At 35.9% G+C, this 24,352-nt stretch carries 22 protein-coding genes and 2 riboswitches; of the genes, 12 read left to right on the forward strand and 10 right to left on the reverse strand.

The window, feature by feature from the left end:
* Positions 1–31 precede the first annotated feature (31 nt).
* The 5 genes from WAX74_RS09570 to WAX74_RS09590 form a co-directional block, all read right to left on the reverse strand.
* On the reverse strand, positions 32–1,225 hold the full coding sequence (locus WAX74_RS09570; RefSeq protein WP_336497432.1) for a quaternary amine ABC transporter ATP-binding protein: 1,194 nt from the start codon (positions 1,223–1,225) through the stop codon (positions 32–34).
* Complete coding sequence (locus tag WAX74_RS09575; protein ID WP_336497433.1) at positions 1,222–2,082, reverse strand: ABC transporter permease; 861 nt, start codon at positions 2,080–2,082, stop codon at positions 1,222–1,224. The genes WAX74_RS09570 and WAX74_RS09575 overlap by 4 nt, the downstream gene beginning before the upstream one ends.
* A gap of 65 nt (positions 2,083–2,147) precedes the next feature.
* The gene (locus WAX74_RS09580) at positions 2,148–3,146 is read right to left on the reverse strand and encodes an ABC transporter substrate-binding protein (RefSeq protein WP_336497434.1); all 999 of its coding nucleotides are present in this window, start codon (positions 3,144–3,146) and stop codon (positions 2,148–2,150) included.
* Positions 3,147–3,379: 233 nt separating this feature from the next.
* Positions 3,380–3,598 (reverse strand): hypothetical protein, encoded by a 219-nt coding sequence (locus WAX74_RS09585; RefSeq protein WP_336497435.1) that lies wholly within the window; start codon positions 3,596–3,598, stop codon positions 3,380–3,382.
* Between the two features lie 114 nt (positions 3,599–3,712).
* Positions 3,713–4,672 carry a 2-hydroxyacid dehydrogenase gene (locus WAX74_RS09590; protein ID WP_413788944.1) on the reverse strand — a complete coding sequence of 320 codons (960 nt, stop codon included), beginning with the start codon at positions 4,670–4,672 and terminating at the stop codon, positions 3,713–3,715.
* 430 nt (positions 4,673–5,102) lie between these two features.
* On the opposite strand from WAX74_RS09590, the gene WAX74_RS09595 reads away from it, so the two are divergent.
* The 7 genes from WAX74_RS09595 (at position 5,103) to WAX74_RS09625 (ending at position 14,057) form a co-directional block, all read left to right on the forward strand.
* The gene (locus WAX74_RS09595; RefSeq protein WP_336497436.1) at positions 5,103–8,618 is read left to right on the forward strand and encodes an SIR2 family protein; all 3,516 of its coding nucleotides are present in this window, start codon (positions 5,103–5,105) and stop codon (positions 8,616–8,618) included.
* An 832-nt stretch (positions 8,619–9,450) separates the two neighbouring features.
* A riboswitch (TPP riboswitch) is annotated at positions 9,451–9,556 on the forward strand.
* 79 nt (positions 9,557–9,635) lie between these two features.
* Positions 9,636–10,217, forward strand: coding sequence for a YkoF family thiamine/hydroxymethylpyrimidine-binding protein (locus WAX74_RS09600; RefSeq protein ID WP_336497437.1), 582 nt, complete (start codon positions 9,636–9,638; stop codon positions 10,215–10,217).
* A 1-nt stretch (position 10,218) separates the two neighbouring features.
* The gene (locus WAX74_RS09605) at positions 10,219–10,800 is read left to right on the forward strand and encodes an ECF transporter S component (protein ID WP_336497438.1); all 582 of its coding nucleotides are present in this window, start codon (positions 10,219–10,221) and stop codon (positions 10,798–10,800) included.
* Positions 10,787–12,163 carry an ABC transporter ATP-binding protein gene (locus tag WAX74_RS09610; RefSeq protein ID WP_413788946.1) on the forward strand — a complete coding sequence of 459 codons (1,377 nt, stop codon included), beginning with the start codon at positions 10,787–10,789 and terminating at the stop codon, positions 12,161–12,163. Before WAX74_RS09605 ends, WAX74_RS09610 begins: the two co-directional genes overlap by 14 nt.
* Positions 12,144–12,899 carry an energy-coupling factor transporter transmembrane component T family protein gene (locus WAX74_RS09615; protein ID WP_336497440.1) on the forward strand — a complete coding sequence of 252 codons (756 nt, stop codon included), beginning with the start codon at positions 12,144–12,146 and terminating at the stop codon, positions 12,897–12,899. The genes WAX74_RS09610 and WAX74_RS09615 overlap by 20 nt, the downstream gene beginning before the upstream one ends.
* Positions 12,900–12,976: 77 nt before the next feature.
* Complete coding sequence (locus tag WAX74_RS09620) at positions 12,977–13,477, forward strand: DUF1697 domain-containing protein (RefSeq protein WP_336497441.1); 501 nt, start codon at positions 12,977–12,979, stop codon at positions 13,475–13,477.
* Positions 13,478–13,688: 211 nt separating this feature from the next.
* Positions 13,689–14,057, forward strand: coding sequence for a VOC family protein (locus tag WAX74_RS09625; RefSeq protein WP_336497442.1), 369 nt, complete (start codon positions 13,689–13,691; stop codon positions 14,055–14,057).
* Between the two features lie 160 nt (positions 14,058–14,217).
* Here WAX74_RS09625 and WAX74_RS09630 read toward each other — a convergent pair whose 3' ends face one another.
* The 5 genes from WAX74_RS09630 to WAX74_RS09650 all read right to left on the reverse strand — a co-directional run bounded on the left by WAX74_RS09630 (position 14,218) and on the right by WAX74_RS09650 (position 20,526).
* Entirely contained in the window at positions 14,218–15,255 is a 1,038-nt protein-coding gene (locus tag WAX74_RS09630) for a ribonucleotide-diphosphate reductase subunit beta (RefSeq protein WP_336497443.1), read from the reverse strand.
* Positions 15,256–15,270: 15 nt separating this feature from the next.
* Positions 15,271–17,496 carry a ribonucleoside-diphosphate reductase subunit alpha gene (locus WAX74_RS09635; protein WP_336497444.1) on the reverse strand — a complete coding sequence of 742 codons (2,226 nt, stop codon included), beginning with the start codon at positions 17,494–17,496 and terminating at the stop codon, positions 15,271–15,273.
* 197 nt (positions 17,497–17,693) lie between these two features.
* Positions 17,694–17,872, reverse strand: a riboswitch (cobalamin riboswitch).
* Between the two features lie 126 nt (positions 17,873–17,998).
* Entirely contained in the window at positions 17,999–18,826 is an 828-nt protein-coding gene (locus WAX74_RS09640) for an undecaprenyl-diphosphate phosphatase (RefSeq protein ID WP_336497445.1), read from the reverse strand.
* Positions 18,827–18,835: 9 nt separating this feature from the next.
* Positions 18,836–19,438: a DedA family protein gene (locus WAX74_RS09645; RefSeq protein WP_336497446.1), complete on the reverse strand. Its 603-nt coding sequence runs from the start codon at positions 19,436–19,438 to the stop codon at positions 18,836–18,838.
* Positions 19,438–20,526: a metallophosphoesterase gene (locus tag WAX74_RS09650; RefSeq protein WP_336497447.1), complete on the reverse strand. Its 1,089-nt coding sequence runs from the start codon at positions 20,524–20,526 to the stop codon at positions 19,438–19,440. Before WAX74_RS09650 ends, WAX74_RS09645 begins: the two co-directional genes overlap by 1 nt.
* Before the next feature lie 157 nt (positions 20,527–20,683).
* Here WAX74_RS09650 and WAX74_RS09655 point away from each other — a divergent pair, with 157 nt between their 5' ends.
* The 5 genes from WAX74_RS09655 to WAX74_RS09675 all read left to right on the forward strand — a co-directional run bounded on the left by WAX74_RS09655 (position 20,684) and on the right by WAX74_RS09675 (position 24,310).
* Positions 20,684–21,037: a lmo0954 family membrane protein gene (locus WAX74_RS09655; protein ID WP_053590958.1), complete on the forward strand. Its 354-nt coding sequence runs from the start codon at positions 20,684–20,686 to the stop codon at positions 21,035–21,037.
* A 13-nt stretch (positions 21,038–21,050) separates the two neighbouring features.
* Positions 21,051–21,689, forward strand: coding sequence for a PspA/IM30 family protein (locus WAX74_RS09660; protein WP_336497448.1), 639 nt, complete (start codon positions 21,051–21,053; stop codon positions 21,687–21,689).
* A 218-nt stretch (positions 21,690–21,907) separates the two neighbouring features.
* A complete protein-coding gene (liaF, locus tag WAX74_RS09665) occupies positions 21,908–22,609 on the forward strand; it encodes a cell wall-active antibiotics response protein LiaF (protein WP_336497449.1) in 702 nt (233 codons plus the stop codon).
* Positions 22,606–23,694 (forward strand): sensor histidine kinase, encoded by a 1,089-nt coding sequence (locus WAX74_RS09670; protein WP_336497450.1) that lies wholly within the window; start codon positions 22,606–22,608, stop codon positions 23,692–23,694. Before liaF ends, WAX74_RS09670 begins: the two co-directional genes overlap by 4 nt.
* Complete coding sequence (locus tag WAX74_RS09675) at positions 23,669–24,310, forward strand: response regulator transcription factor (RefSeq protein ID WP_336497451.1); 642 nt, start codon at positions 23,669–23,671, stop codon at positions 24,308–24,310. Before WAX74_RS09670 ends, WAX74_RS09675 begins: the two co-directional genes overlap by 26 nt.
* The last annotated feature ends 42 nt before the right edge of the window (positions 24,311–24,352 follow it).

The following is a 24,352-nucleotide window of genomic DNA, read 5'->3' on the forward strand; positions in this document are numbered from 1 at the left end:
AACTAAACTGTTCCTGTGCCTTTATTATATTCTACTCTTCTTCTACATTATCACTGATTAAGCTTGCTAATACGTGTACTCGTAAAATAATTCCTTTAATCGTCATATCCTCATCTGTCACTACAAGCGGATATTTAGACTCGAGTACTAGTGGTATAATATCTTGTACATATTCATCTGGCCGTACCGTTTTGACATCACTAGACATTACTTCTAGCAATGTCTTCTTCTGTTTAATCCCATCAATTGCTTGATCGATTGTGACAATGCCTTGCAATTGACGTTTTCGATCGGCAACAAACGCACTAGATATACCATTTTCCTTCATAACTTTCGCCGCCACTTGTAAGCCATCCTTAAGTGACACTAGTCCAAATGGTTTCATCATAATATTCTCGGCCTGTAATATTTTCGAGCGGTCAATGTCTCGAATAAACTCCGAAATATAACTGCTAGCAGGCTTGTCCAATATTTCTTCTGGAGTACCTATTTGTTCTACTTTTCCATCTTTCATTACTGCAACACGATCACCAATTTTAAATGCTTCGTTTACATCGTGCGTGATGAAAATGATCGTTTTTTGAAGTCTATTTTGAATATCTAGTAACTCGAGCTGCATTTCTCGTCGAATTAATGGGTCAAGTGCACTGAAAGGCTCATCCATTAGCAGAATGTCTGGATCGTTTGCGAGTGCTCGAGCTATACCTACCCGTTGTCTCATACCTCCAGATAGTTCGTCTGGATATTTATTCTCATATCCTTTTAGTCCAACCGTTTCTAAATGTTTTTGAGCAATTTGAAGTCTTTCCGCTTTTGACATCCCTCTTACTTCAAGACCATATTCGATATTTTCCAACACAGTTCGATGACTAAACAAGCCAAAATGCTGAAATACCATCGCAATTTTTTTCTGACGATAATATTTTAATTGGTTCTTGTTGTATTCCACAACATTTTCTCCATCAACATATATCGCCCCTGATGTTGGTCGATTCAAGAGATTTAGACATCGGATTAAAGTTGATTTTCCACTTCCCGAAAGACCCATAATTACAAAGGTTTCGCCTTCCATAATTTCCATGGAAGCATTGTATACTCCCACTGTATGGCCTGTTTTGGCAAGTATCTCTTCTTTAGAGACGCCGTTTTGAACCATTTGAATTGCCTTTTTAGGTCTAGGTCCGAAGATTTTTGATATGTTCTCAATTTTTAATTTTACTGTCATGCTGCATCCCTCCTATGTTTCTGAAGGCGCTTAGCAATTCCACCTGTGACACGGTCAATAATTATAGCTAAGAAAACAATACTGATCCCAGCTTCAAAACCTAGCGAAATATCAATGCGATTGATAGCATAAAGAACTCTTTCTCCAAGCCCTTGCGCACCGACCATCGAACCAACAACTGCCATACTTAAAGCCATCATTGTCGTTTGGTTAATACCAGCCATTATTGTTGGTAATGCCTGTGGTAATTCTACCTTCATGAGCATTTGCATTCGTGAAGATCCAAAAGATTGAGCGGATTCTACCACTTCTTGGTCAACGTTTCTGAGTCCTAGTTCCGTTAAACGAATAACAGGGGGTAAAGCGTAGATAATCGTTGCAATTACTGCAGGTACATTTCCTAATGGAAAGAAGAAAATTACAGGAATTAAATAGACAAAACTTGGCATTGTTTGCATCGCATCCAATATGGGACGCATGACAGTTGACATTGTCTTGCTAAATGCCATTCCTATTCCAAGTGGTATACCGATGACTAGGGAGAGTATTACAGAAATTAACACAATAGCAACCGTAGTCATTGTTTCTGGCCATAAATCAAAAGTTCCTATTAGAAAAATAAAAATGGAAAAAAGGATTCCGCCGTACACAGAGGTAAAATACCAACCTAAAGAGAAAACGATTAGGATAAATACCCACCATGGTATTGCAAGAAGTCCTCCTTCAAGTCCCTTTATAAGAGACGAAGAAATAACAAATATAAAGTCGAAAAATGCTTCAAAATTTTCGGCTAAAAAGTCGATAAACTTTTCTACACCATCGCCTATAGGTATACGTATATCGGGAAATTCAGTCATACTATGGAGACTGTATTATTGGACAGCCTCTTTCACCTCACTCGTTAGATTTTTTACAACATGAATTATTCTGCTAAAGCTGCTTTCACTTTTTCTGCAACTTCTGCGGACACCCAAGCAGTCCAAACGTCTTCATGTTCTTTCATCCACCAATGTGCGGCTTCTTCAGGCTCTGTCTCATTTTCATTCATATATTTTAATGCTTCTTCTGTTAATTCATTACTTGTGGAATATTTGCTTAAGAAATCTACTACATCTTTTGCTTGTGTAGGTAAATCTTTATGAACAGCGATTACGACATCATTTGGTGGAAATTCAGTTGCTTTCGATTCCTCCCAAAGCGCTTGGTCGTATGCATTATCTTCAAGTAGTGTTAAATCATAACTTGCTGTAACCCATGTTGGTGACCAATAATAACCTACCCAAGGCTCGCCTTTTTTGTATGCACCAGCTAAGCTCGCAACAATCGCTGAGTCAGATCCAGGTGCCAAATAGTTATATTGCTCGTCAAGTCCATATGTTTCAAGTTTCGTCTCCAAGTGTTCACTTACAACCCAACTAGATGGCGCACCGACAATACGGCCTTTGCTACTATCTTCAGGATCTTGGAAAAGCTCTGGATACTTCGCTAAGTCTTCAACAGTTTTTAAATCCGGAGCCACTGGTTCGATTCCTCTTTCAGCATCTCCTTCAATTACGTAAGTTGGAACATATAATCCTTGTGAATTATCATTAAAATTCGTTGCTACTTTTTTTATTTTTCCACTATCAATTGCTTTATCATAGATTTCTTTAATATTATCCGTCCACACTTCCATATTGACATTTATATCACCTTGTTCAAGTGCCTGCATAGTAGCTGCAGATGTACCACTTGTAACCTCGGTTTTATAGCCGTAACCTTCTTCAATAATTAACTGTGCAATGCTATTGTGGACGCGGACACTATCCCAACCTGCATCTGCAAATTTAATAACGTCAATACTATCACTACTAGCTTCATTACTACATGCACCAAGAATTAAAATTGTGCACAACGAAATAAACACCAACATTTTTCTCATATAATATTTCCCCTTTTCTCTATTTTTTAATTAGACGCACGATTCTTGCCTCCTTCTAATACCCATTTAGATGAATTTTAATCATCTATATATTAAATAATTAAACTACCAAAATTCTCAAAAAATTGGCACGCCTAATTTATAACTTTTTATGTTACTAGACTTACAAAGGCATTGCAAATAAACAGGGGCAATGAATTGCCATAAAATTACTCTATTCTAAATATTTAGTTTTAGATTTTTAGGTTATTAGAATTAAAAAACAGGTATTCATTAGGATATTCCTTACATTTATCATAGGTAATTAGATTCAATCGATAAAAAGTGAAAAAAGAGCGTTTTATTAAAGCTAATTTCATCGAAGTAACTTTTCTAACTAAATGAGCTGTTTTTCCAACTAAATGCTCTGAAATTCCAACTAAATCATTCATTTTTCCAACTAAACACTCCAAAATTCCAACTAAAATTTTTCAACTAGTAAAGAGAGCCTCTAGGACAAGCGAATCTAACGCAAAATGCAAAATACCAGATCAAGAGCAAATTAGATTGCTCTGATCTGGTATTTTTTAAATTACTTTATTCTTTGGCTCTTTATTCTCCAAAACAGCTTTAATATCATCTGCATTCATTTGCATCATAGCCATTCTTGTTCGAATACTCGCACTGCCGATATGCGGTAACACTGTTACATTCGGCAATGTTAGTAAAGGATGGTCTAGTGGCACCGGCTCTACTTCGAATACATCAAGGCCAGCTGCCCAAATTCGATTAGATGTCAGCGCATTATATAGGGCTTTCTCATCGATAATTCCACCGCGGGCAACGTTAATAATTGCTGCAGTTTTTTTCATAAGATTTAATTCGCGTTCACCAATCATTCCTTTTGTTTCAGGAGTTAATGGCGTCAACACCACGATAAAATCCGATTCTTTTAATAATGCATCGAGCTCTACATAAGTGAAACCAAATTCTTCTTCCGCATTGATTTTACGAGAACGATTGTGATAGAGGACTTTCATTTCAAATCCTTTTGCACGTCTTGCAACTGCCTCCCCAATGCGTCCCATTCCAATGATTCCAAGTGTTGCGCCAAATACATCCATCCCAGTTAACTGCATGGGTGTCCATGATTTCCACTTACCTGCTCGAAGCTCACGTTCTGCCTCTGTCACGCGTCGGGCAGTTGCTAACAGTAAGGAAAACGCAAGATCTGCTGTAGTTTCTGTTAACACTCCTGGTGTATTAGTCACAATTATTCCGTGCTCTTTCGCTGCATCTATATCAATATTATTATATCCTACCGCTAAATTACTGATTACTTTTAGGTTTGTTAAGCTTTCAATTAATGGTCTATCTACTTTATCAGAAAGTACCGTCCAAAGTGCATGCGCATCTCTTGCTTGTGATTTTATTTCATCATAGGTCATTGAAATCTCATCACTATGCCACATCTTCACGTCAAATTTTTCTCTTAATGGGTTTACTACTTCGTCTGGTAACTTTCGTGTTATAAATATTTTTTCCAAATTAGCAACCTCCAACTGTTCTGATGGTTCAAGCATGGACTTAAAAGAAAGAACAAATCTCGACATTTTGTTGCTACTAATATAGTATATACTGATTTGAAATTATTATTCTATCTAAAAGTTCATTTTAGAGTAAATTTAGTATCTCGATAGTTTAATATGTATTAATTCACTTCAAAATATTCTCTGTTTGACATATTTTCATAGGCGCTTACACGTAATTCTCTGGTCTTTACATATGAGGCCCGGTAAGGGATTACATCTACATATACTTTAGGTTTACCAGTTAAAAATCGCTCTTTAGAAACCTGGTAAACATACGGTTTGATTAAAATAAGTCTATTAATTACTTATTATTAAATAATTCTAACAAATATAAAATGGAAATGGTAAAATTTAATTATAATAACAAATTTTAAGGAGGAGTTTAATGCATACTGATCTTGTTAAAGCAATCAAAGAAAATAAATTAGTATTTTTTATTGGCTCTGGACTTTCTAGGTCACTTGGCTTTCCGAATTGGACTCAATTGGTTAAAAAAATTATAGATGACTTAGCTCCTGATTATCCAGACCTTGAGATGATGAAGCCACTAGTAGGAACACCTCATTTTAGCGAGATGGAGATTTTAGATAAGCTAATTAAGCACAAACCAAGGATTCATGAGATTTTGGATAAGGAATTTTCATTCATTGTAGATAATCAGGAAGCCCTACAAAGACATGTAAAGATTGGTAATATAACTTCGAAATTAATAACTACTAATTATGATAATGCTTTGGAAACTGCTATTCCAAATGCAAAGAAAATTACATATGACAACGGTTTTCACGTCTCTAGATTAAATAATACAGATCGATACATCTATAAGTTACATGGCAGCATAGAAAATCCCGAAACTTGTATATTATTTAGTGATGATTACAAAAATCTTTATAATAACCCTACTAATATGCATGCCATAGAGGAATTAAGAAAAATTATCGGTGACAATACAATTGTTTTTTTAGGATTTAGTCTTTCGGATCCATATGTTTATGCTCAATTCCAATACATAAATACTATTTATAACGGATTAAAAGGTAAACATTTTTTGATTACTACCGATGATTCTACTAAATTAGAAGGCATAGATACATTATGTATTGAGAATTGGGATGATAGTTTAAACAAGTTATTAGATAGTTTTCTTGAGATTAAAGGACAGAATTACAAAACAGATATTATTAAGGAGCAGTTTCCTATCTCGGAGGCTACTGGGGAAATCCAAAATTTGAAAATAGCAATCTTAATTTCTGCACCAATGAATAAGAACTTTGGATATGATTTGAATAAAATTCTAAAGCAGTTTTCTAATATGAATGTAACAATAGACTGCTATCATCTAACAATTTCATCTTTAAATAAGTTGGAAGGATACAATTTTATATTAATATTCTCGAGCTCAGTGCAAAATAAAGTTTATATTGAGGATGAAAATTTAGTTGGCAAACTGATAAGTTTAGAAAATTTACAGTCTGAACTATTAAGTGTTAATGTTAATGGTCTTTTTGTATTTTCAGATAAAGATAAGGTATTCAATACTAATGGTTTATTCCTACCTTTTGTATTTAAAAAATATGATGAAAAAACTTTTAATAGTTTCATATTTAAAACCTTTAGAAAAGGTGACATCGCCAATCTAAACGAAGAAGCTCAACTGATTAATGACGAGAAATTTAACTTATTGAAAATTCCCCAAGGAAGGTCCAAGGTAACTAATTCTAGATCAGATTTACCAAATGAGATTGATCGCAAAAAGTTAATAAATTTTACCGGTAGAGCTAGTGATTTAGAAAACATTATAAGAAAGATACTTGAACTAAACGGTCAGTTGTTGACCATTAAAGCCTCAGGTGGAATCGGAAAAACCACTACAATAAAAAAAGCAGCAATCGAATTAGCAGATAGAGGGTATTTTAACGATGGGATTCATTTTATTGATTGTGAGTTTATAACTGATTTTAACACCTTTGAATATAAAGTAAGTCAGTGCTTTGACTTGGATAGAACAATTAATTTAAAGGAACATATGAAACAAAATATTTTCGGTTTAGACAAATTGATTATATTAGATAATTTTGAATCTCTTCTATATTTGAATGATACAAGTGAAATAAAGAATCTTGTTGCATTTTTATGTGATTATGCAACCATCTCCACAACTTCAAGACAATGGATTGGGTTTGAATTTGAGGAGGAATACGAGTTAAGAGCATTAACAACAGATGAGTGTGTAGAGTTATTCCAAAAATATTATACAAATGAGATCAATACTACTGAAATGAAGATTTTGAGAAATGATATTATAGAAAATTTACTTAACAACAATCCATTAGCCGTAAAAATTATTACGTCAAATATACCAAAATTAAAAAGCATGAAGTTATTAAGAGATGACTTGGAAGAAGATTTCTTTAATACTACTAAACTTGGATTTGATGATATTTTTGTAGAAAGTGTCGATAATAATATTGAAAAATCGAAGTCTTTGTATCAATCGATAAATTATTCCTACAGTAAACTTTCCAGCAAGGAGAAATTGGTTTTTGAATTACTTTCCCTTTTCCCTGATGGAATTCATTTTTATACTTTTGTTCAAATGTTTAAAGGGGTTAACTATAAAAAAGATATTAATAGAATTACTGATAAAGAAATAAAAAGTTTGGAAAACAAATCACTATTACAAAATTCAAGCGCCACTATTAAACTTCAATCTATTGTAGGGAGATTTGCAGCACATAAGTTTAACGATAGAAATGTAGATGAAAAAAAAGCATATTATGACAAAGCATATGAATACAATGCTTACTCATTACAAGCCATGGAAACAATGGAGAATAAAAGCCAGCTCATAGAGATTTTCGACTATAACATGGAAAATCTTTTCAGTAGCTTAAATTATTTAGAACATGTGTCTGTAGCAAATAAAATAAGTTTATTGAAATACATTACTAATATTGCAACGTATTCAAATGATATTAATCAAGCGAAAAAATATGAAAAAAATATTAGAGGGTTAAAAGATTTTTTCCAAGATGTTGACAAAGCTGATATGCTTATAGATACCCTAATATATAAATTAAGATATTATGAAGGGGAATTTAGAGAGAGTTTAATTGAATTGCAAAAATCACTTCCACTAGATAGATTTTTTGCATTATTAAACTCAAAGGATTTTGTTAATGCGCAGATTTATTCAAATGCCGCAAGTATATATAAATACGGCAATGAACTTAAATTTATTAATGAATCTATTAAAAATAAGACCTATAAAAATTGGTGGATTGGTAGTGCTGATCTACTCTTTAGTATAGGTGCCTATAAGTTGTTTTCCGAGTTTGAAGAATATAGTACAAAAAATAAAGAGTCTTTCTTTTCATTAGAAGTTCTCTTTAATCTAGGTACTTTGGAATTAGATTACTTAAATACGCGAATTGATCAAATTTATAAAAAAGAGCACCTTTCTATTATGCAGTTTACTTATATCAAGGCCAAAATGGGTGTGATTAATAAGCATGATGTTAGGAACCTTGTTGTCGTAAATCCGTATTCATTTGGATTGAAAAACCTTATGTATGCTTTTTTAGAAAAAGATTTCAAAAAGGCAATTACATTTTATGAAACTGCAATAGAGAACTTAGAACATATCAAATATTATTATGTCGAAGCGATCTATTATTATGCTGCCTATTTAAAAAATCAAGATAATAAGGAATATGATTCATGGGTTAAAAAAGGAATTGAATTAGCAAGGGAGTACCAGTACAGATTTTTAATCCACAAGTTTGATTGCCTTTTGAGTGATGTTTTGGAACCTTTTTCAGAAGAAAAATATAAAATTGACATAGATTTAGACTACTTTAGAAAAAACCTAAAAACTATAAAAGAACTTGTATCAACTTAGACAAGACTCACACCCAGAAGTCAAAAAATTTATTACACCACTTTATTAGTAATATAAACTAAAGAGGGACTGCTATTCTTTATGAATTAGCAGTCTTTTATTTTTCTAAATTACACTGCCCACAATAAAAGGACCGTTAATCCCACCGGAAAAGTTTCTATCATTGTCGGTTTCTCATCCTTTTAATCATTGAGTTTGTAAAAAAAAATATTACTCAATCACTTATTCCTGATTTATTGAATTGTTGTGTATGCATAGTAACTACATTAATAATTCTTCATATCTTGAAGCATCCATATACTCAGGTTATCTGTCTTCTAATTGTATATCGTTGAAAACTTTCTCTATAGCCCCTCCAGTATAACAACTAGATCCATGCTTAATACCCTTTATCCTAAATGGTTACTCCTATTTTAACACCCGCCCCCTCTCCCCCTTAATGCACTTAGCTTTTTGAGAAACTGCCAAAAATAAAGTAGCCAAGGATGCAATTTCGGCTGCTAATTACTCATGGACATTTCCCTCATCAGTCTCCGTACCTTCGTTTATCTTTCCATTCAAGCTTCTTTAAAGATTCCTCGAATATCTGCCTCGATTAATCCTTTTGAGTAAAAGACCAATTCGTAATGATTTTTAGCAAATTTATTCAATCATCAAACATTTCAATTTTTCTTTCCAACTCTTCATTATGCTCCATTGAAAAATCGAATGTAAGTTTCTTAAAGAACGAAATTTTGCAACTACATTTACAATGATAGTGTCATAGGGTATACTGGTGGCACATAAAAAATACAGATTGTTTTGAACAATAATCTGCACAACTACATACCGTTTTCTGCACTAGGGGTGCCCATTATGGCTGAGATGCGAGCTTTTGCTCCGATCCCTTAAAACTCGATCAGGATAATACCTGCGTGAGGAAGTGCGGTGACTTTCCGACTTTTTTCATTTTGGATAAGTGGCTGCATCTTCACGGATGTGGTCTTTTTTTATGAAAAATTTTAGGAGGTTTTTTATATGCAATGTGGTTTAAGCCCTATCGTCGGATTTCGTTTTTCTTTGCATCCGATGACTAATGATTTTATTTCAGTTATTAAAGGTGCGCTTCAGGAAACTGATACATCGAATGTGTGGATGCATACAGACGATGTGTCTACTGTCATTCGAGGGAAACAGGTGCATGTATTCAATGTGGCAAAGGCAATTACGCTGCATGCCGCTAAAACCGGTATTCATATTGCTTTATCCGGTACCTTTTCAGCTGGTTGTCCTGGAGATACTGCTGGAGACGTCTATTTAGATAAAGGCGATGAAGTTGCAAATAAAGACAATACAAAGCAATATGTATCTTCACAGTTTGCACTTTATCCGATGAATAACCCAAATTATATGGATGTGATTTATAGAGAAGTTGACCGTGCAAAAGAACGAGGAGTATTCAATGAATCTATGCATTATGCAAGTGGTATTCACGGGGATATTCATGATGTGTTTGCATTTTACGAAGAAACATTTACACATGCTCGCTCAGAAGAATATAAGCACTTGGTCATGACCGTTTCAATGAGTATTAATAGCCCTTCGCATGGAGGTCTTTAATATGCTGAAGTCTTGGAAGTTAAAAGAGATTGTACTTATGTCTTTATTTGCTGTTGTGTTTGGTATTGTCTATTTGCTATTTCTTCATATAGGTAATATTTGGGCTGGATTTATTGGACCGATTGCCTATGAATGGATTTTTGGCATTTGGTTTATTGTGTCGATCATTTGTATGTATATCATTCGTAAACCTGGTGCAGCTGTCGTCTCAGAAACGATTGCAGCTGCGATTGAAGTATTACTAGGGAATGCTGTGGGACCTCGATTAATACTTTCAGGGGTTATCCAAGGACTCGGAGCTGAAGCAGTATTTGCTGCCACTCGCTACAAACGTTTTGACCTTTGGGTGTTGATGCTTGCTGGCGTAGGATCTTCCGTCTTTAGTTTTGTTTATGGATACTTTTTAGGAGGATTTAGTGTATTTAGTACTGGATATGTGGCTTTAATGTTCGGTATACGTATTCTGAGTGGAGCCGTAATAGCGGGTATCGGTGGTAAAGCTTTGTCGGACGGATTACTTGCTACTGGTTCACTTAGGGGATATGCAATTTCTCGTACAAATAAAGGTGATGTTCGTGCATGACATAATTCAATTTACAGATGTGAGTTTTCGTTATCCTGATGAGGACAAATGGATATTGAAAGATCTTTCATTTTCTATTCAAAATGGTGAGCGTGTAGTTATTACAGGACCAAGTGGTTGCGGAAAAACTACATTACTTTATTTGGGCAATCGCCTATACCCGGATAATTGCGATGGAATTTTAACTGGCTCCGTTAAATTATTTGGAAAGGAAAGCACTTCATATATTCCCGGGGAAATAAATCACCGAATAGCAACTGTTTTTCAAGATCCTGATGCTCAATTTTGTATGCAAACGGTCGAGGAAGAGCTTGCTTTTACACTAGAGAATTTGCATGTTCCAAGAGAAGAAATGGAAACACGAATTAGTGAAATTCTGACTCTAACAGACTTGAGCGAATTTCGTCATGCAACTATTCAAAAGCTTTCTGGCGGTCAAAAACAACGCATTGCAACTGCTTGTGCACTCATCATGGAGCCAGAGGTTTTGTTGCTAGACGAACCAATCTCGCATTTAGATCCATACACTGCGAAAAAATATGTTGAATGGTTGAATCAGTTGCAACAGAAGAGACAGATGACAATAGTTGCAATAGAGCACCGTTTGGATTTATGGGAAAATTTTTTTGATAGGAGTATTCCATTAATTCAAGGAGAGCCGAGTTCCCCATTAGAAAGAAGAAAAAATAGTTTAAGAGAAGATGCTTCACTAGTTGCGAATAAAATAAAGGCAAAACCATTTTTAAAAGAAACCTCATTTTCATTAAAACAAGGGGAAGTTACTGTTTTAGCAGGACCAAATGGTAGCGGTAAGTCTACTTTGTTGAAGGCATTGTGTCAGTTAATCCCTTCTAGCGGAAATGTGGAACCTAGTTTTTTAGGGTATGTTCCGCAATCGCCAGAGTTTTTATTTCTTACGAAAAGTGTACGTGATGAAGTTGCTTATGGTGGAGGAAACAATACAGAAGAAATACTTTCCCGATTACAGCTCCAGTCAGTGTCAGAGGCCCACCCCTTTGCAGTCAGCCATGGTCAAAAGCGTAGAGTGGCTATTGCCGCAATGCTTTGTGACGGACGTGAGATTATTTTAATGGATGAACCTACTTCTGGACAGGATGCTATAGCTTTATCTGAGCTATTTCAATTAATTGACGAACGTGCTCGTTCAGGCTCAACGTTTGTCATCGTTACACATGATATGGAATTTGCTTACTGTTTAGCAGATTCAATTTTATTGATGAACGATGGTCGTTTGACTGGGAAATTTGATGCTGATGATGTTTGGAAGAATGAAAGTTTGTTGTTAGATCATCATTTGCTACCTCCGAAAGGAGTGTTAAATTATGAGAAAAGCTTTGCATAATATGAATCCTTCCGTGAAGTTTTTATTAATAACTGTATGTATGTTTACGATGGCATTCTATTTTGACCCTTGGACGCCGCTTGTGTTTTGGGGTGGAGTGCTTGTGCTACAAATATTGTTTAGCCAAATTAGTTGGAAGAAGTGGTTGTTGTTTATGCTTCCATTTTTTGTAACAGCAATCGGTTATTTCTGGACTACGCTTGTTTTTTCTGAAGATCAATCCGGACCAGTTATTTGGTCACTTTGGAATGTTAATATTACAGAAGCGCAATTGAATCATGCAATGTCGTTAAGCTTTCGTGTATTAGCTTTTTCTAGCTTGTCCTTAATGTTTGCGTTGACGACAAATCCTGTGACATTTGTGATGAGTTTGATGCAACAATTGAAACTTTCTCCCAAAATCGCTTATGGCATTATGGTAGGTTATCAGTTTTTGCCTGTATTAAAAGATGAATTTGTACAGATTGGGCAAGCCCATCGATTAAGAGGAGTAGGTCTCGAGAAAAACGCTATTCAACGTTTGCTTGGCATGAGGAGTGTTTTAATTCCAATGCTTGCTGGCGCTGTTCGGAAAGCGGAGCGGGCGGCTTTTGCAATGGAGGCAAGGGGTTTTACTGGTGAGCGCAGAAGTAGTTATTTTCAAGTTATTTCAATTGGGAAAGTAGACTTTATAATTGTTGCTTTGTTCTTATTGGTATTAGTTTTAAGCTGCACGAACAAATTTTGGCTTGGTTAATAAATTTTATTTACTCCTACTTTTATTTAGTTATGATAAAAGTAGGGGTTTTTTAATTGAAGATGGGAGTGATCAGGATGTCATTAGTTGCTTTACTTCGAGGAATTAATTTAGGTGCAAAAAATAAAGTGGATATGAAGTCATTAAAGACTCTCTTTGAAGAAATGGGTTTTGAAAACGTGCGGACGTATATACAAACAGGAAATGTAATTTTTGATAATACAACATATGATATTCTTGAAATTGAAAAAATGTTATTTGCTACTTATGGTTTTAACATTCCTGTTGTTTTAAGAACAAAAGCAGAGTTAGAAGAGATTCAACAGCACCCCGTTTTCTTAAAAGATCAGGTATATGTCATGTTTTTAGCTAATGAAATTTCAGATGAACAGCAAGCTTTACTCGACAGCTTAGTGGAAGATGAATTTGTCGTATTGAAAAGAAAAAATATTATCATTAATATGTCGAAGAACTATCATCAAACGAAATTTACGAACACCTTTTTTGAGAAGAAACTCGGTATGGTCTCTACAGCTCGTAATCAAAATACAGTAAATAAAATTTTGTTGAAAATGTAAGAATCGTGACGCTTGTGTCCGGATAAACAAATTTCTGTCCGCATAAAAATTTTTATGACCGTATAAAAGAATTTCTGACCGGATAAAAGAATTTATGTCCACATGACTTTAGACATAAGTTTTTCTTATAGTAAACAATAATAACAATAAAATTTTCAAATACTATTTTTGAGCATATGATGAAAATAGAACGAAACAAGGAGGACTTTTCATGTCATTTGTTTTTAAATCTATTGATCATGTTCAATTAGCAGCTCCAAAAGGTTCAGAACCAATTGCTAGACAGTTTTTTGATGGAGTCTTGGGATTCAAAGAAATAGAAAAGCCAGAAGCGTTAAAGAAAAAAGGCGGTGTTTGGTTTGAATTTGGTACCTATCAAATTCATATAGGAATTGAGGAACCATTCGCACCAGCTAAAAAGGCACATCCTGCGTTTCAAATAGAAAATCTCGAAGCTTTAAAAGAGCATTTAACAAAAAATGAAGTGACTTTCTTGGTGGACCATGAGCTGCCAGGTGCTAATAGAATTTATGTACACGATCCATTTGGAAACAGAATTGAAATTTTAGAGTGGATTTAAAGCAAAAGCTCCTTTTGATGACAAAAGGAGCTTTTCTTGTTATTTGGTTGCTCTTCTAGTCGAATTGGTAGCTTTCGTGGAGGAGTTTGTTGCTTTTACTTTTATATTGGTTGCTTCGACAACTCTTTTCGTCTCCCTTAGACTTTTATTTCCATTATTATCATAAGTCATCAAACCCATTATCCTGCACATTTACCTTCACATATTGGCGAGATTTTTGTTCAAAAAAGTCTGTTTTTCCTAAATCTACTTCTTCATAAGCTTTAATCCATTTCAATGGGTTTTTACGATATTCTGGGAATGGACGGTCATAGCCTAACTGGTTGCAACGGACATTTGCGTAAAAATAAATATAGGCTTCCACGTCCTCTATATCCAAGCCGTCTATTTTTTCGCCGATTACCTCACGTGCCCAGTCGACCTCAAGTTGTGCTGCTTCTCGGAAAATCGCCTCTACCTCGCTCGCACGCTCAGGAGTATCAAACTGTGGATACTCTGTTAATAACTCTTTATAAATCTTTACGAATAAATCAACATGCAACTGTTCATCCCGATTTATATAGTTAATCATTGTACTCGTACCAACCATCTTTTGATGTCTGGCAAGATGATAGAAAAACGAGAAACCCGAATAGAAAAATAACCCTTCTAAAATAACATCATATACAACCGAACGCAGTAAATTATCCACATCTGGTTGCTCCGCAAATTCTTCATAACCTTTCAAAACAAAGTCATTTCGCTTTTGTAAAACAGGCTCTGTGCGCCAGAAATCAAATACACGGTTTTGTTCATCTTGCGAAACTAAGCTAGAAAGCACATAGGAATATGAATGATTATGAATCACTTCCTGTTGTGCAAGAATAATCATTAATGCGTTCAAGCTAGAATCAGTCAAAAAGTCTGCTACTTTTCCTGCAAAGTCCGTCTGAACGCTGTCTAAAAGTGCAAGTAAACCAATGATTTTCAGGAATGCTTCTCGTTCTTCATCTGTTAATCCCGAAAATTGCTTAATATCATTACTCATATTTATCTCAAACGGGGTCCAAAAGTTACCGAGCATTTTTTTATATTTAGGATATGCCCAACTAAATCGCACATCGTCCCAGTTTAATACATTAGAGTTTTGGCCGTTCACGATACCGGTAGAACGGTTTGGCGCTTCTTTATCCATTATTTTTCTTTTTTCTAACTGCATATGTGCTTTTCCTCCTTAGCTTGAACAAGAATCACAATCGACTAATTCTACTGAAGTTGATCGAACGTAATAAGTTGTTTTCAGCCCGCTATTCCACGCATCTAAGTGTAAATCAAGTAATTCTTTTGCTTTAATTGAGTTTTGAACATATAAATTTAATGAAACACCTTGGTCAATATGGCGCTGACGAGCAGCGTTTTGTTTTAAAGTCCAATGTTGATCAATAAAGTAAGCGGACTTATAAAACCATGTCGTCTCCGAATTTAAATCTGGTACAGTAACTGGAATTTTATAATCCTTCTTCTCTTCAGAGTAAAACTTTTGAAAGATAGGATCTATGCTCGCTGTGCTTCCAGCTAAAATTGAAGTGGATGAGTTAGGTGCAACTGCCATTAAATAGCCGTTTCGAATTCCATTTTCAGCGACTTCCTTACGCAGTTCATTCCATTCTTCTCCCTCGTATTGACGTTTTTCAAAATAAGCTCCAGTTTGCCAGTCTGACCCTTCGAATAAAGGATAAGCCCCTTTCTCTTTCGCCAATTCAGCAGAAGCTTGAATCGTTAAGAAAGCAACCTTTTCATAAAGCTTATCAGCAAATTCTACCGCTTCATCTGACTCCCATCTGATACTATTTAGAGCAAGTAAATGATGCCAACCAAATGTGCCAAGGCCTATTCCTCGATAACGAGCATTTGTACGTTGCGCTTGAGGTACAGGGATCATATTTAAATCAATGACATTATCGAGCATACGCACTTGGATTTTTATCAATCGCTCCAGCACATTTTCTGGAACCGCTCGTCCTAAATTTATAGAAGATAAATTACATACTACAAAGTCCCCCGCTTTACGTTTTGTCACAATCACATCGTCTTCTAATTGAATGGATTCAAAAGAGGTAGCACTTTGATTTTGAAAAATTTCTGTACATAGATTACTGCTATAGACCATTCCTTCATGCTTGTTTGGATTGCTACGATTTACCTCGTCTCGGTAAAACATAAATGGCACGCCTGTTTCTAGCTGGGAACGCATAATTCGTTTCATCAAGTCTATTGCTGGAACAGTTTCACGTGATAGTCGGAAATCATTCACACATTCCTCGTATTTTTCTCGGAACGAACCTTTCCCACGTTTCTCATCGTAAAAGTCCTCTAGTGAATAACCTTTTAATTGTCGAACCTCATGTGGATCAAATAAATGCCACTCTTCTCGTGCGTCCACTTTCTCCATAAATAAATCCGGTAAGCATACACCTGTAAAGATATCGTGTGCACGAAGACGCTCATCTCCATTGTTCAAGCGTAAATCTAAAAATGTAAAAATATCTTTATGCCAAACATCCAGGTATACGGCAATGGCACCTTGACGCTGACCAAGCTGATCCACACTTACGGCAGTATTGTTTAATTGCTTAATCCACGGAAGAACACCGCTAGACGCGCCGACAAAGCCTCTAATGGAAGAACCTCGACTACGCACTTTCCCCATATATACTCCAATTCCGCCACCATATTTTGAAAGTGTTGCCACGTCCGTGTTACTGTCGTATATTCCTTGAAGACTATCATCTACAGTATCTATAAAACAGCTAGACAACTGGCCATGTGGCTTTCCAGCATTTGAAAGTGTCGGTGTTGCAACGGTCATATAGAGATTACTCATCGCCCAATACGCTTCTTTTATTTTGCTAATTCGATTTTCTTTTTCCTCTTTCATTAGCGACATTGCAATAATAAGCCAGCGTTCCTGTGGAAGTTCGACAATTGACTTATTAAAGTCCTTTGCGACATAACGATCAAGTAAAGTTTTAACACCAATATATGTAAATAAAAAATCGCGCTCTGGCACAATGACTTCTGCTAATTGTTGTAACTCCTCTAAGGAATATGCTTCCATCAAACGTTTGTCGTAAATTCCATTAATAGCTTGGATTTGTACATTACTTGCAAACTTACTGTAAACATTGTCAGGTGTTGTTTTTCTTTGACTCGCTACATGCTCATACACATGTGCTAAATGGATGCGCGCTGCCACAAATGTCCAATACGTATCTTGTTCATCTAAAAAGCTTAATGCTTCTAAAGACATCGACTTGGACCAAGCAGATGTGGTACCCTCTGGATTCTTTTTCATCCATCTTTCATGTGATTTGATGAGCGGAGCTATATTCTCTTCTCCAAACTCTTTTATTAATTGGTGTAGTACCTCTTGTTTTTCCGTAAATGTAATTGATGTCATTAATTATTCCTCCTTGTTTTGATTTTGGATGTTCTCCAGGAGTGATGGTTTTAGTCTTCCTAAATACAAAAAAGCGATGTCCCAGCCTCTTCGGCTGAGTCATCGCTCATCATTAAAAAAGTAGGAAACAACAAGACATCTAAAAAATGATTGAGATAGAGTCTTCGCTCCCACCTCTCAACCCCCGAAGAAAGTGTTGCTTCACCAATGAAAAGGCAGGTCTACTGGCTCATGCTTCACCCTCCTGTTGGCCTTCCCACGATTTCTCGCAGTGGCTAATTCAACAGTCGTCCACACTTACAGTTGCGGGGACAGCTTCGGCTTTTTACCGAATTCCCTTTTAAACCATAAAGGTACCTAATCATCGTTCACATACTATATGTTGTGTTCTGTTCACTTATATACCCTATCATATTGTGTTTAAACTTGTACATAGGAATAAAGTACGTGTCTTTCCTAAGCCATAAAAAAAGGCAGACAATTTAAAATGTCTGCCCGTTTATTACATAAATACTATAACCGCTAGAATAGCTGCTAGCACTAAACGATAAATTGCAAATGGCATTAACTTGATGCGAGAAATAAGCTTTAAGAAAAATTTGATGGAAATAAGCGCAAATACAAATGCACTGATAAAACCTGCTGCATAAAAGCCCATATCCCCCATATTAATCTCTTCCCAGTTTTTTACCACAGAAACTAGACTTGCTCCTGCCATAATTGGAACAGCCATGATGAAAGTGAAATCTGCCGCTGTTTTATGGCTCATCCCAAATAATACCCCACCGGAAATAGTAGCACCGGAGCGAGAGAATCCTGGCCATAAAGACAGACATTGTACTAATCCCACTTTAAATGCTTTCGCATACGTAATTTGATCCAAACTAGTGATAGACGGTTTTTGCGGACCAAATTTATCTGCAATAATCATCAATATAGAACCAGCAACTAGACTGTATATAACTGTTTCTACGCCAAATAAATTTTTATCAATAAAATCTTCTAATAAAACTCCTAATACTCCTGCTGGAATTATACCAACAATTACATGTAGTAAATTAAACTGTTTGCTTGAATTTTCGCTTTCAATTTTATATAGACCTACTAAACTAAATAACCGTTTCCACATGACTACCACTACAGCTAAAATGGAACCAAGTTGAACTACGATTTTAAATGTATTGGCAGAATACTTACCTAAAAACTCTTCTGTTTTTAGCCACATATCATCGACAATAATCATATGTCCTGTAGAAGAAACAGGAGCAAACTCTGTCATACCCTCAACGAAACCTAATATGATTGCTTTTAATAATTCTAGAAATTCCATAAGATCTCCTTAATTACGTTTTTTAAAATACCAAACAAGAAATGCGATACCAACTATTGCTAAGATAATATACACTATGTTCGAGTAGATATCCATATACCCTACGATTTCATTCCAATTTTCGCCGACTGCTGCACCCACTGATACTAACACTGTATTCCATATCAAAGTTCCTAATGTCGTAAACAAGAGGAATAAGCCAAACTTCATTTTAGACATCCCTGCTGGAATAGATATTAAACTTCTTACTAGTGGCACGAGCCTACCGAAAAAGACTGCCCACACGCCGTATTTATCAAACCAAGCATCTGCTTTATGAATGTCTTTAATAGACAGCCTTAAGATTTTTCCGTACTTCTGTACAATCTTCTCTAAACGTTCTACGTCTAAAAGTGAGCCAATCCAATATAATATTGCTGCTCCAACAACGGACCCTGAAGTAGATGCAATAATAATACCAATTTTCGTCATCGTTGTTGTAGTCGTCATAAACCCTCCGAGCGTTAAGATTACTTCAGATGGGATTGGCGGGAAGATATTTTCAATTAATATCAAGAAAAATACACCAAAATAACCGTACTGACTCATCCAGTCCGAAATCCATGCTTCCATTATTTGTTCACGTCCTCTAGCTTAATGTTTACTGCCCATAATTCCGATTGGCTACCTAAGCGGATAGGCGGACCCCAAAATCCGAAACCGGAAGATACAATCGCATGCAGTTTTCCCTTTTGTTTATACCCATAATCTAACTCAAATATTTTCCTCGTAATTAGATGGTTTGGCCACATTTGTCCTCTATGCGTATGACCTGAAACATGAAAATCTACCCCTTCCGTTTCAGGTATTAATAAATTTGAAGGCGTATGATCCATAACAAACCAAGGAAGATTATCTTTTTCGGGACGTAATTCAGAAAGTTGCTTTCTTTCTCTATTCGTCAAATCTTCCCTACCAGTTAAATAGAACGATTCTGCCAACAAAATAGTTTCGTCTAATAACATTTGTACATTAGAGGCTTCCATTTCTTCTACTAATAGTGGAATTTTCTTGCCATAGTACTCATGATTGCCAAGTACCCCATATACACCATACGTAGAAGTTAGCTGCTTCATTACTTCAGACATACCTTTTTTCACAAACCAGATAGGATCGTCATCAACTAAATCACCAACTAGTAAGATTAAATCTGGCTGTATTTCATTTGCTTTTCTCACAAATCGTTTTAAATGTGCCTTATTGGATAATAAACCAAGATGGAAATCAGAAGCAACTACTACCTTAAGCTTGTCCAACTTGGAATCCTTTTTAGGTAATTTAATCGATAGCTCGCGAACAACTGGTGTATACGCATTAAAAGTACCAAATACAAAAATGAAAACAAATAATAATAAGATTATCCAACCAATTAATTGTACCTGCTCTGTATATACCCAAGCTAAAATGGTTCCAATCGGAAAAAGAATTAGTCCATACTCCATTATGATCATCCAGTAGGACCCGACAATGCTAAACAGCCGCAGACTATGATTAAGTCTACCAATGACAAACCCAAATGCAACAAGTACCCAGACAATACCAAATATCCAGTAGTTTATAGAAAAGAAAGTATCTAACCAACTAGCAACGGTCCATCCGAAATAAAACACGATTGCAGAATATATGAGAATAGCTAATATAGCACCAGTAATTCTTTTCATATTCATTTCTCCAATTTATGTATTTTCCATTAGTATAGCAGATTATGTCTTAGTATTACTAAGTCTCAAGACCGATATGAAAATCATGTTCAAGCCCGTTTGGATTAGTTAGCGGAATTGATAAGCTATAAATACAAACGAGAGGAGGAACAATCACATGAAAAAATTTGGTTTATTAGTACTTGGTATTATCGCAGGGGTTGTAGCAGTTGCAAACTTAGGGAGTTTATTAGGTTTAGCAGTTTCTGCTTTAATCGTCTACGCAGGGATACATTTTTACCTGAAAAGCGATTCTACGTTTTTAAAAATCTTTTGGGCAAGTGTAGGAATCGTCGGGTTGCTTTCAGCAGTTGCAAACGTACCTGGTTTCTTCGGAATTTTAGCAATCGTAGGTGTTTGGTACGTTATTAAAAAATGGAATAACGAACCCGTTAGCTTTTCAGCACCAGCTGTTAAATCTGATGACCCATTTGTAAATTTCGAAAAACAATGGAACGAACTTTCAAAATAAGGAGGAAAATAACATGACATCATTATTAAAAAGATTGAAATACTCAGTAGAGGCTGACCTGCACAAGTTGTTTGATAAAAAAGAAGAAAAAAATCCAATTGCTATGCTCAATCAATATATCCGCGAAGCGGAAAAACAAACTGAACAAACAGGTAAATGGTTAGAACGCCAAGGAAAATTAAAACAAGAACTTGAAAAAGAACTTGCTGAAACGATGCAAATGGTTGAAAAACGAAAAAACCAAGTAGAACTTGCTACAGCAAGTGGCGAAGAAGACTTATCTGCTTTCGCTCAAGCTGAATTAAATGCTTATAGTGAAAGAACTTCCGTCTTACAAAACAGCATTCAACAAACAACAGAAGAGCTTTTTGGTTTAGAACGTAAATACGAAGAAATGAAACATAAAATTAAAGATATGAAAGTTCGTCAATTACAATTAATGGGCAAAGAAAACGTAACACGTGCTCACCACCAAATGGATCGCATTCTGCAACCAGAACAAAAAGAAAAAAACTTTGGCACGTTCCAAGATATGGAACAATACATCGAACGCCTTGGTCAAAAGATAGAAAAAGAACATGAAATAACTTCAATGGAACAACGTCTTGAAATGTTAGAAAAAAATGCACAACCAAAGACTGAAATTGTGTAAACTATAAGAAAAGCGTAAGTCGCCTTTTTAGCCGCAAAAGCAAATGACGATTACCGAGGAGGCAGTTCTTCAGCCATCAGAGGAAATTGTCATTTGACCTCGAGCGGCCGGCGCCTGGCAATTACTCAGTAGAATAGTAATGCTATCTTGTTTAATATATAAGAGGGGAAGAAATCTTCTCCTCTTATCTCACTATGCGAAGAAGGAGGAATACTCAATTGAAAGAAAATCAAACAAACAAGCTTGCTTTTATCCTCATTTGCTTCGTTTTTCTAATGTTCATTGAAGCAACAATTTTTGGTAACGGCAGTATTGTATTAGTCCTTCTTGGCATCGGGATGATTTATTTTAGCTTACGCAAACGCACTCGTTTTTTATTTTGGACAGGATTTATCTTAATATTAATCGCTGTCTTTTCAATGTGGAGTTTAAGACTGTTACTCATGGCTATTATGGCGTATGTACTGTATAAACTTTGGAAAAATGAACCGATTCAACAAGTGATTCGGCCATTTGATACGGTTTATAAAGAAACACCAAACAGTGTGATACAAAATAAGTTATTTTCTTCGCAAACAACTCCATTTAATGCATATGAATGGCAAGACGTACATGTTCAGGGCTTTTACGGAGAGCACGTTATTGATGTAACACAAACAGTTTTACCAAAGGGTATATCCTTTATTTCCATACGCCAGTCGCTCGGAAAAGTTACAATTTATGTTCCTTATGAAATCCCCGTAAGACTCCATTATGCAACAATTATCGGAGAGGCGAATATATTTGGTCGAGGAGTTCAACGGTTGTGGAATCAGTCGGTTGTATTGAAAGATGGATATCAAGAAGATATTAGCTATGCATCTGAACTAGTTATTACTGTATCGACATGGATAGGGGATATCGAGGTGATCCGCAAATGAAGATAGTTCTTGGGCAAGGTTTTTCCATCTTTATTATTTTATTAGCACTTGCAACTCTTTTACTTTATGCACTGTGGGGCTGGCCAAATGATAATGCATGGTGGTCACTACTAGAGACTACATATGCAGGTCTACCTTTAGGTGCCTGGATTATTATTGTATTGGCTTTTATGAGTTTTAGTTTTTCATTGAACACACTTCAAAAAGTTCGTGATCAGGAAAAGAAAATAGAATCGAGTTTGAGACCGTTATTAGAAGCAGAAAATTCCCTACCAAAAAATAAAAAATATGCATATTCGAAACGATTACATGTTACCACCAATCAATTAGAGCAGCTCATATTGACCCAGCGAAAAACGTTGAAACGTATTACAAATGAAAAAGCGGAAGCCCAAGATAAGCTTATTCAGGAAAGAATCGTGCAAGAACGACAACGCTTGGCAAGGGAGCTGCATGATTCGGTTTCTCAACAATTATTTGCGGCATCTATGCTTCTTTCAACGATGGTGGAATTAGAGGAGGCGCAGCACGGAGAAGCTCCTAAAAATTTACTACAAACAGAAAGAATTGTTCAACAAGCCCAATTAGAAATGCGGGCCTTGCTGCTCCATCTTCGTCCAGCTGCATTACATGATAAAACGCTGAAGCAAGGCATGGAAGAACTCCTCCTAGAGCTCCAACAGAAAGTATTTTTTACAATTCGATATCGATTAGAAGAGGTTTCATTACCCAAAGGTGCTGAGGACCACTTATTCCGTATTGCACAGGAAACCTTATCCAATACATTACGACACGCAAAGGCTACAGAGGTCGATATTTTATTCGTAGAACGTGATAATCTCGCTATTTTCCGAGTGCAGGATAATGGGGTTGGCTTTGAGATGGTGGATGCTAAAACAGGCTCGTACGGCTTAGAGAATATCAAAGAAAGAGCAGTCGAAATCGGTGCTACGTGCAAAGTAGTTTCCGTTCCTTCACAAGGAACAATTGTGGAAGTGAAGCTACCGATAGAGAAAAGCATTGAGCCCGTTGAAATAGTGAAGAGAGAGGAGCTTAAAGATGATTCGAATATTGTTAGCGGATGACCATGAAATGGTTCGAATCGGTGTGTCTGCATATTTACAGGCTCAGCCCGATATGGAAGTGGTAGCGGAAGCAACAAATGGTCAAGAAGCTGTTGAAATGGCTCTATTGCATAAACCAGATATTATATTAATGGATATGGTCATGCCTATCCTAAATGGTGCCGAAGCAACTCGGGAAATTGTGCGAAAATGGCCGGAAGCAAAAGTAATGGTTGTTACGAGTTTTATCGATGATGATAAAGTATACCCGGCACTTGAAGCAGGAGCAATCAGCTATTTACTGAAAACTTCCAAAGCATCCCATATCGCGGAATCTATTCGTAAAACGTTAGACGGTGATGCAGTTTTAGAGCCAGAGGTTACAAATAAAATGATGAAACGCATGCGCCAAGGTTCCGAACACGCACTCCACGAAGACTTAACGGATCGAGAGCTCGAAGTATTACTGCTTATGACAGAAGGCAAAACAAATCAAGACATAGCCAACTCTCTCTTCATTGCATTGAAAACAGCCAAAACTCATGTGAGCAATATTTTATCTAAGCTAGAAGTAAGCGACCGAACGCAAGCAGTTATTTATGCATTCGAGCATCAACTCGTGCAATCGAAAAAATAACGTATGATTGCTATTTGACATATACTAAATGAAAAGACGGAG

The organism is Psychrobacillus mangrovi, assembly GCF_037104765.1.
In the GTDB taxonomy this organism is placed as follows: Bacteria; Bacillota; Bacilli; order Bacillales_A; family Planococcaceae; genus Psychrobacillus; species Psychrobacillus mangrovi.

Excerpts from the sequence above, each read along its gene's own strand:
- WAX74_RS09580 (WP_336497434.1), bottom strand. The coding sequence starts at position 3,146 with ATGAGAAAAATGTTGGTGTTTATTTCGTTGTGCACAATTTTAATTCTT.
- WAX74_RS09625 (WP_336497442.1), top strand. The coding sequence starts at position 13,689 with ATGTCATTTGTTTTTAAATCTATTGATCATGTTCAATTAGCAGCTCCA.
- WAX74_RS09650 (WP_336497447.1), bottom strand. The coding sequence starts at position 20,526 with ATGAAAAGAATTACTGGTGCTATATTAGCTATTCTCATATATTCTGCA.
- WAX74_RS09655 (WP_053590958.1), top strand. The coding sequence starts at position 20,684 with ATGAAAAAATTTGGTTTATTAGTACTTGGTATTATCGCAGGGGTTGTA.
- WAX74_RS09675 (WP_336497451.1), top strand. The coding sequence starts at position 23,669 with ATGATTCGAATATTGTTAGCGGATGACCATGAAATGGTTCGAATCGGT.
- WAX74_RS09600 (WP_336497437.1), top strand. The coding sequence starts at position 9,636 with ATGCAATGTGGTTTAAGCCCTATCGTCGGATTTCGTTTTTCTTTGCAT.
- WAX74_RS09635 (WP_336497444.1), bottom strand. The coding sequence starts at position 17,496 with ATGACATCAATTACATTTACGGAAAAACAAGAGGTACTACACCAATTA.
- WAX74_RS09595 (WP_336497436.1), top strand. The coding sequence starts at position 5,103 with ATGCATACTGATCTTGTTAAAGCAATCAAAGAAAATAAATTAGTATTT.
- WAX74_RS09620 (WP_336497441.1), top strand. The coding sequence starts at position 12,977 with ATGTCATTAGTTGCTTTACTTCGAGGAATTAATTTAGGTGCAAAAAAT.
- WAX74_RS09630 (WP_336497443.1), bottom strand. The coding sequence starts at position 15,255 with ATGCAGTTAGAAAAAAGAAAAATAATGGATAAAGAAGCGCCAAACCGT.
- WAX74_RS09640 (WP_336497445.1), bottom strand. The coding sequence starts at position 18,826 with ATGGAATTTCTAGAATTATTAAAAGCAATCATATTAGGTTTCGTTGAG.
- WAX74_RS09570 (WP_336497432.1), bottom strand. The coding sequence starts at position 1,225 with ATGACAGTAAAATTAAAAATTGAGAACATATCAAAAATCTTCGGACCT.
- WAX74_RS09610 (WP_413788946.1), top strand. The coding sequence starts at position 10,787 with ATGTTCGTGCATGACATAATTCAATTTACAGATGTGAGTTTTCGTTAT.
- WAX74_RS09670 (WP_336497450.1), top strand. The coding sequence starts at position 22,606 with ATGAAGATAGTTCTTGGGCAAGGTTTTTCCATCTTTATTATTTTATTA.
- WAX74_RS09605 (WP_336497438.1), top strand. The coding sequence starts at position 10,219 with ATGCTGAAGTCTTGGAAGTTAAAAGAGATTGTACTTATGTCTTTATTT.
- WAX74_RS09575 (WP_336497433.1), bottom strand. The coding sequence starts at position 2,082 with ATGACTGAATTTCCCGATATACGTATACCTATAGGCGATGGTGTAGAA.
- WAX74_RS09615 (WP_336497440.1), top strand. The coding sequence starts at position 12,144 with ATGAGAAAAGCTTTGCATAATATGAATCCTTCCGTGAAGTTTTTATTA.
- WAX74_RS09660 (WP_336497448.1), top strand. The coding sequence starts at position 21,051 with ATGACATCATTATTAAAAAGATTGAAATACTCAGTAGAGGCTGACCTG.
- WAX74_RS09645 (WP_336497446.1), bottom strand. The coding sequence starts at position 19,438 with ATGGAAGCATGGATTTCGGACTGGATGAGTCAGTACGGTTATTTTGGT.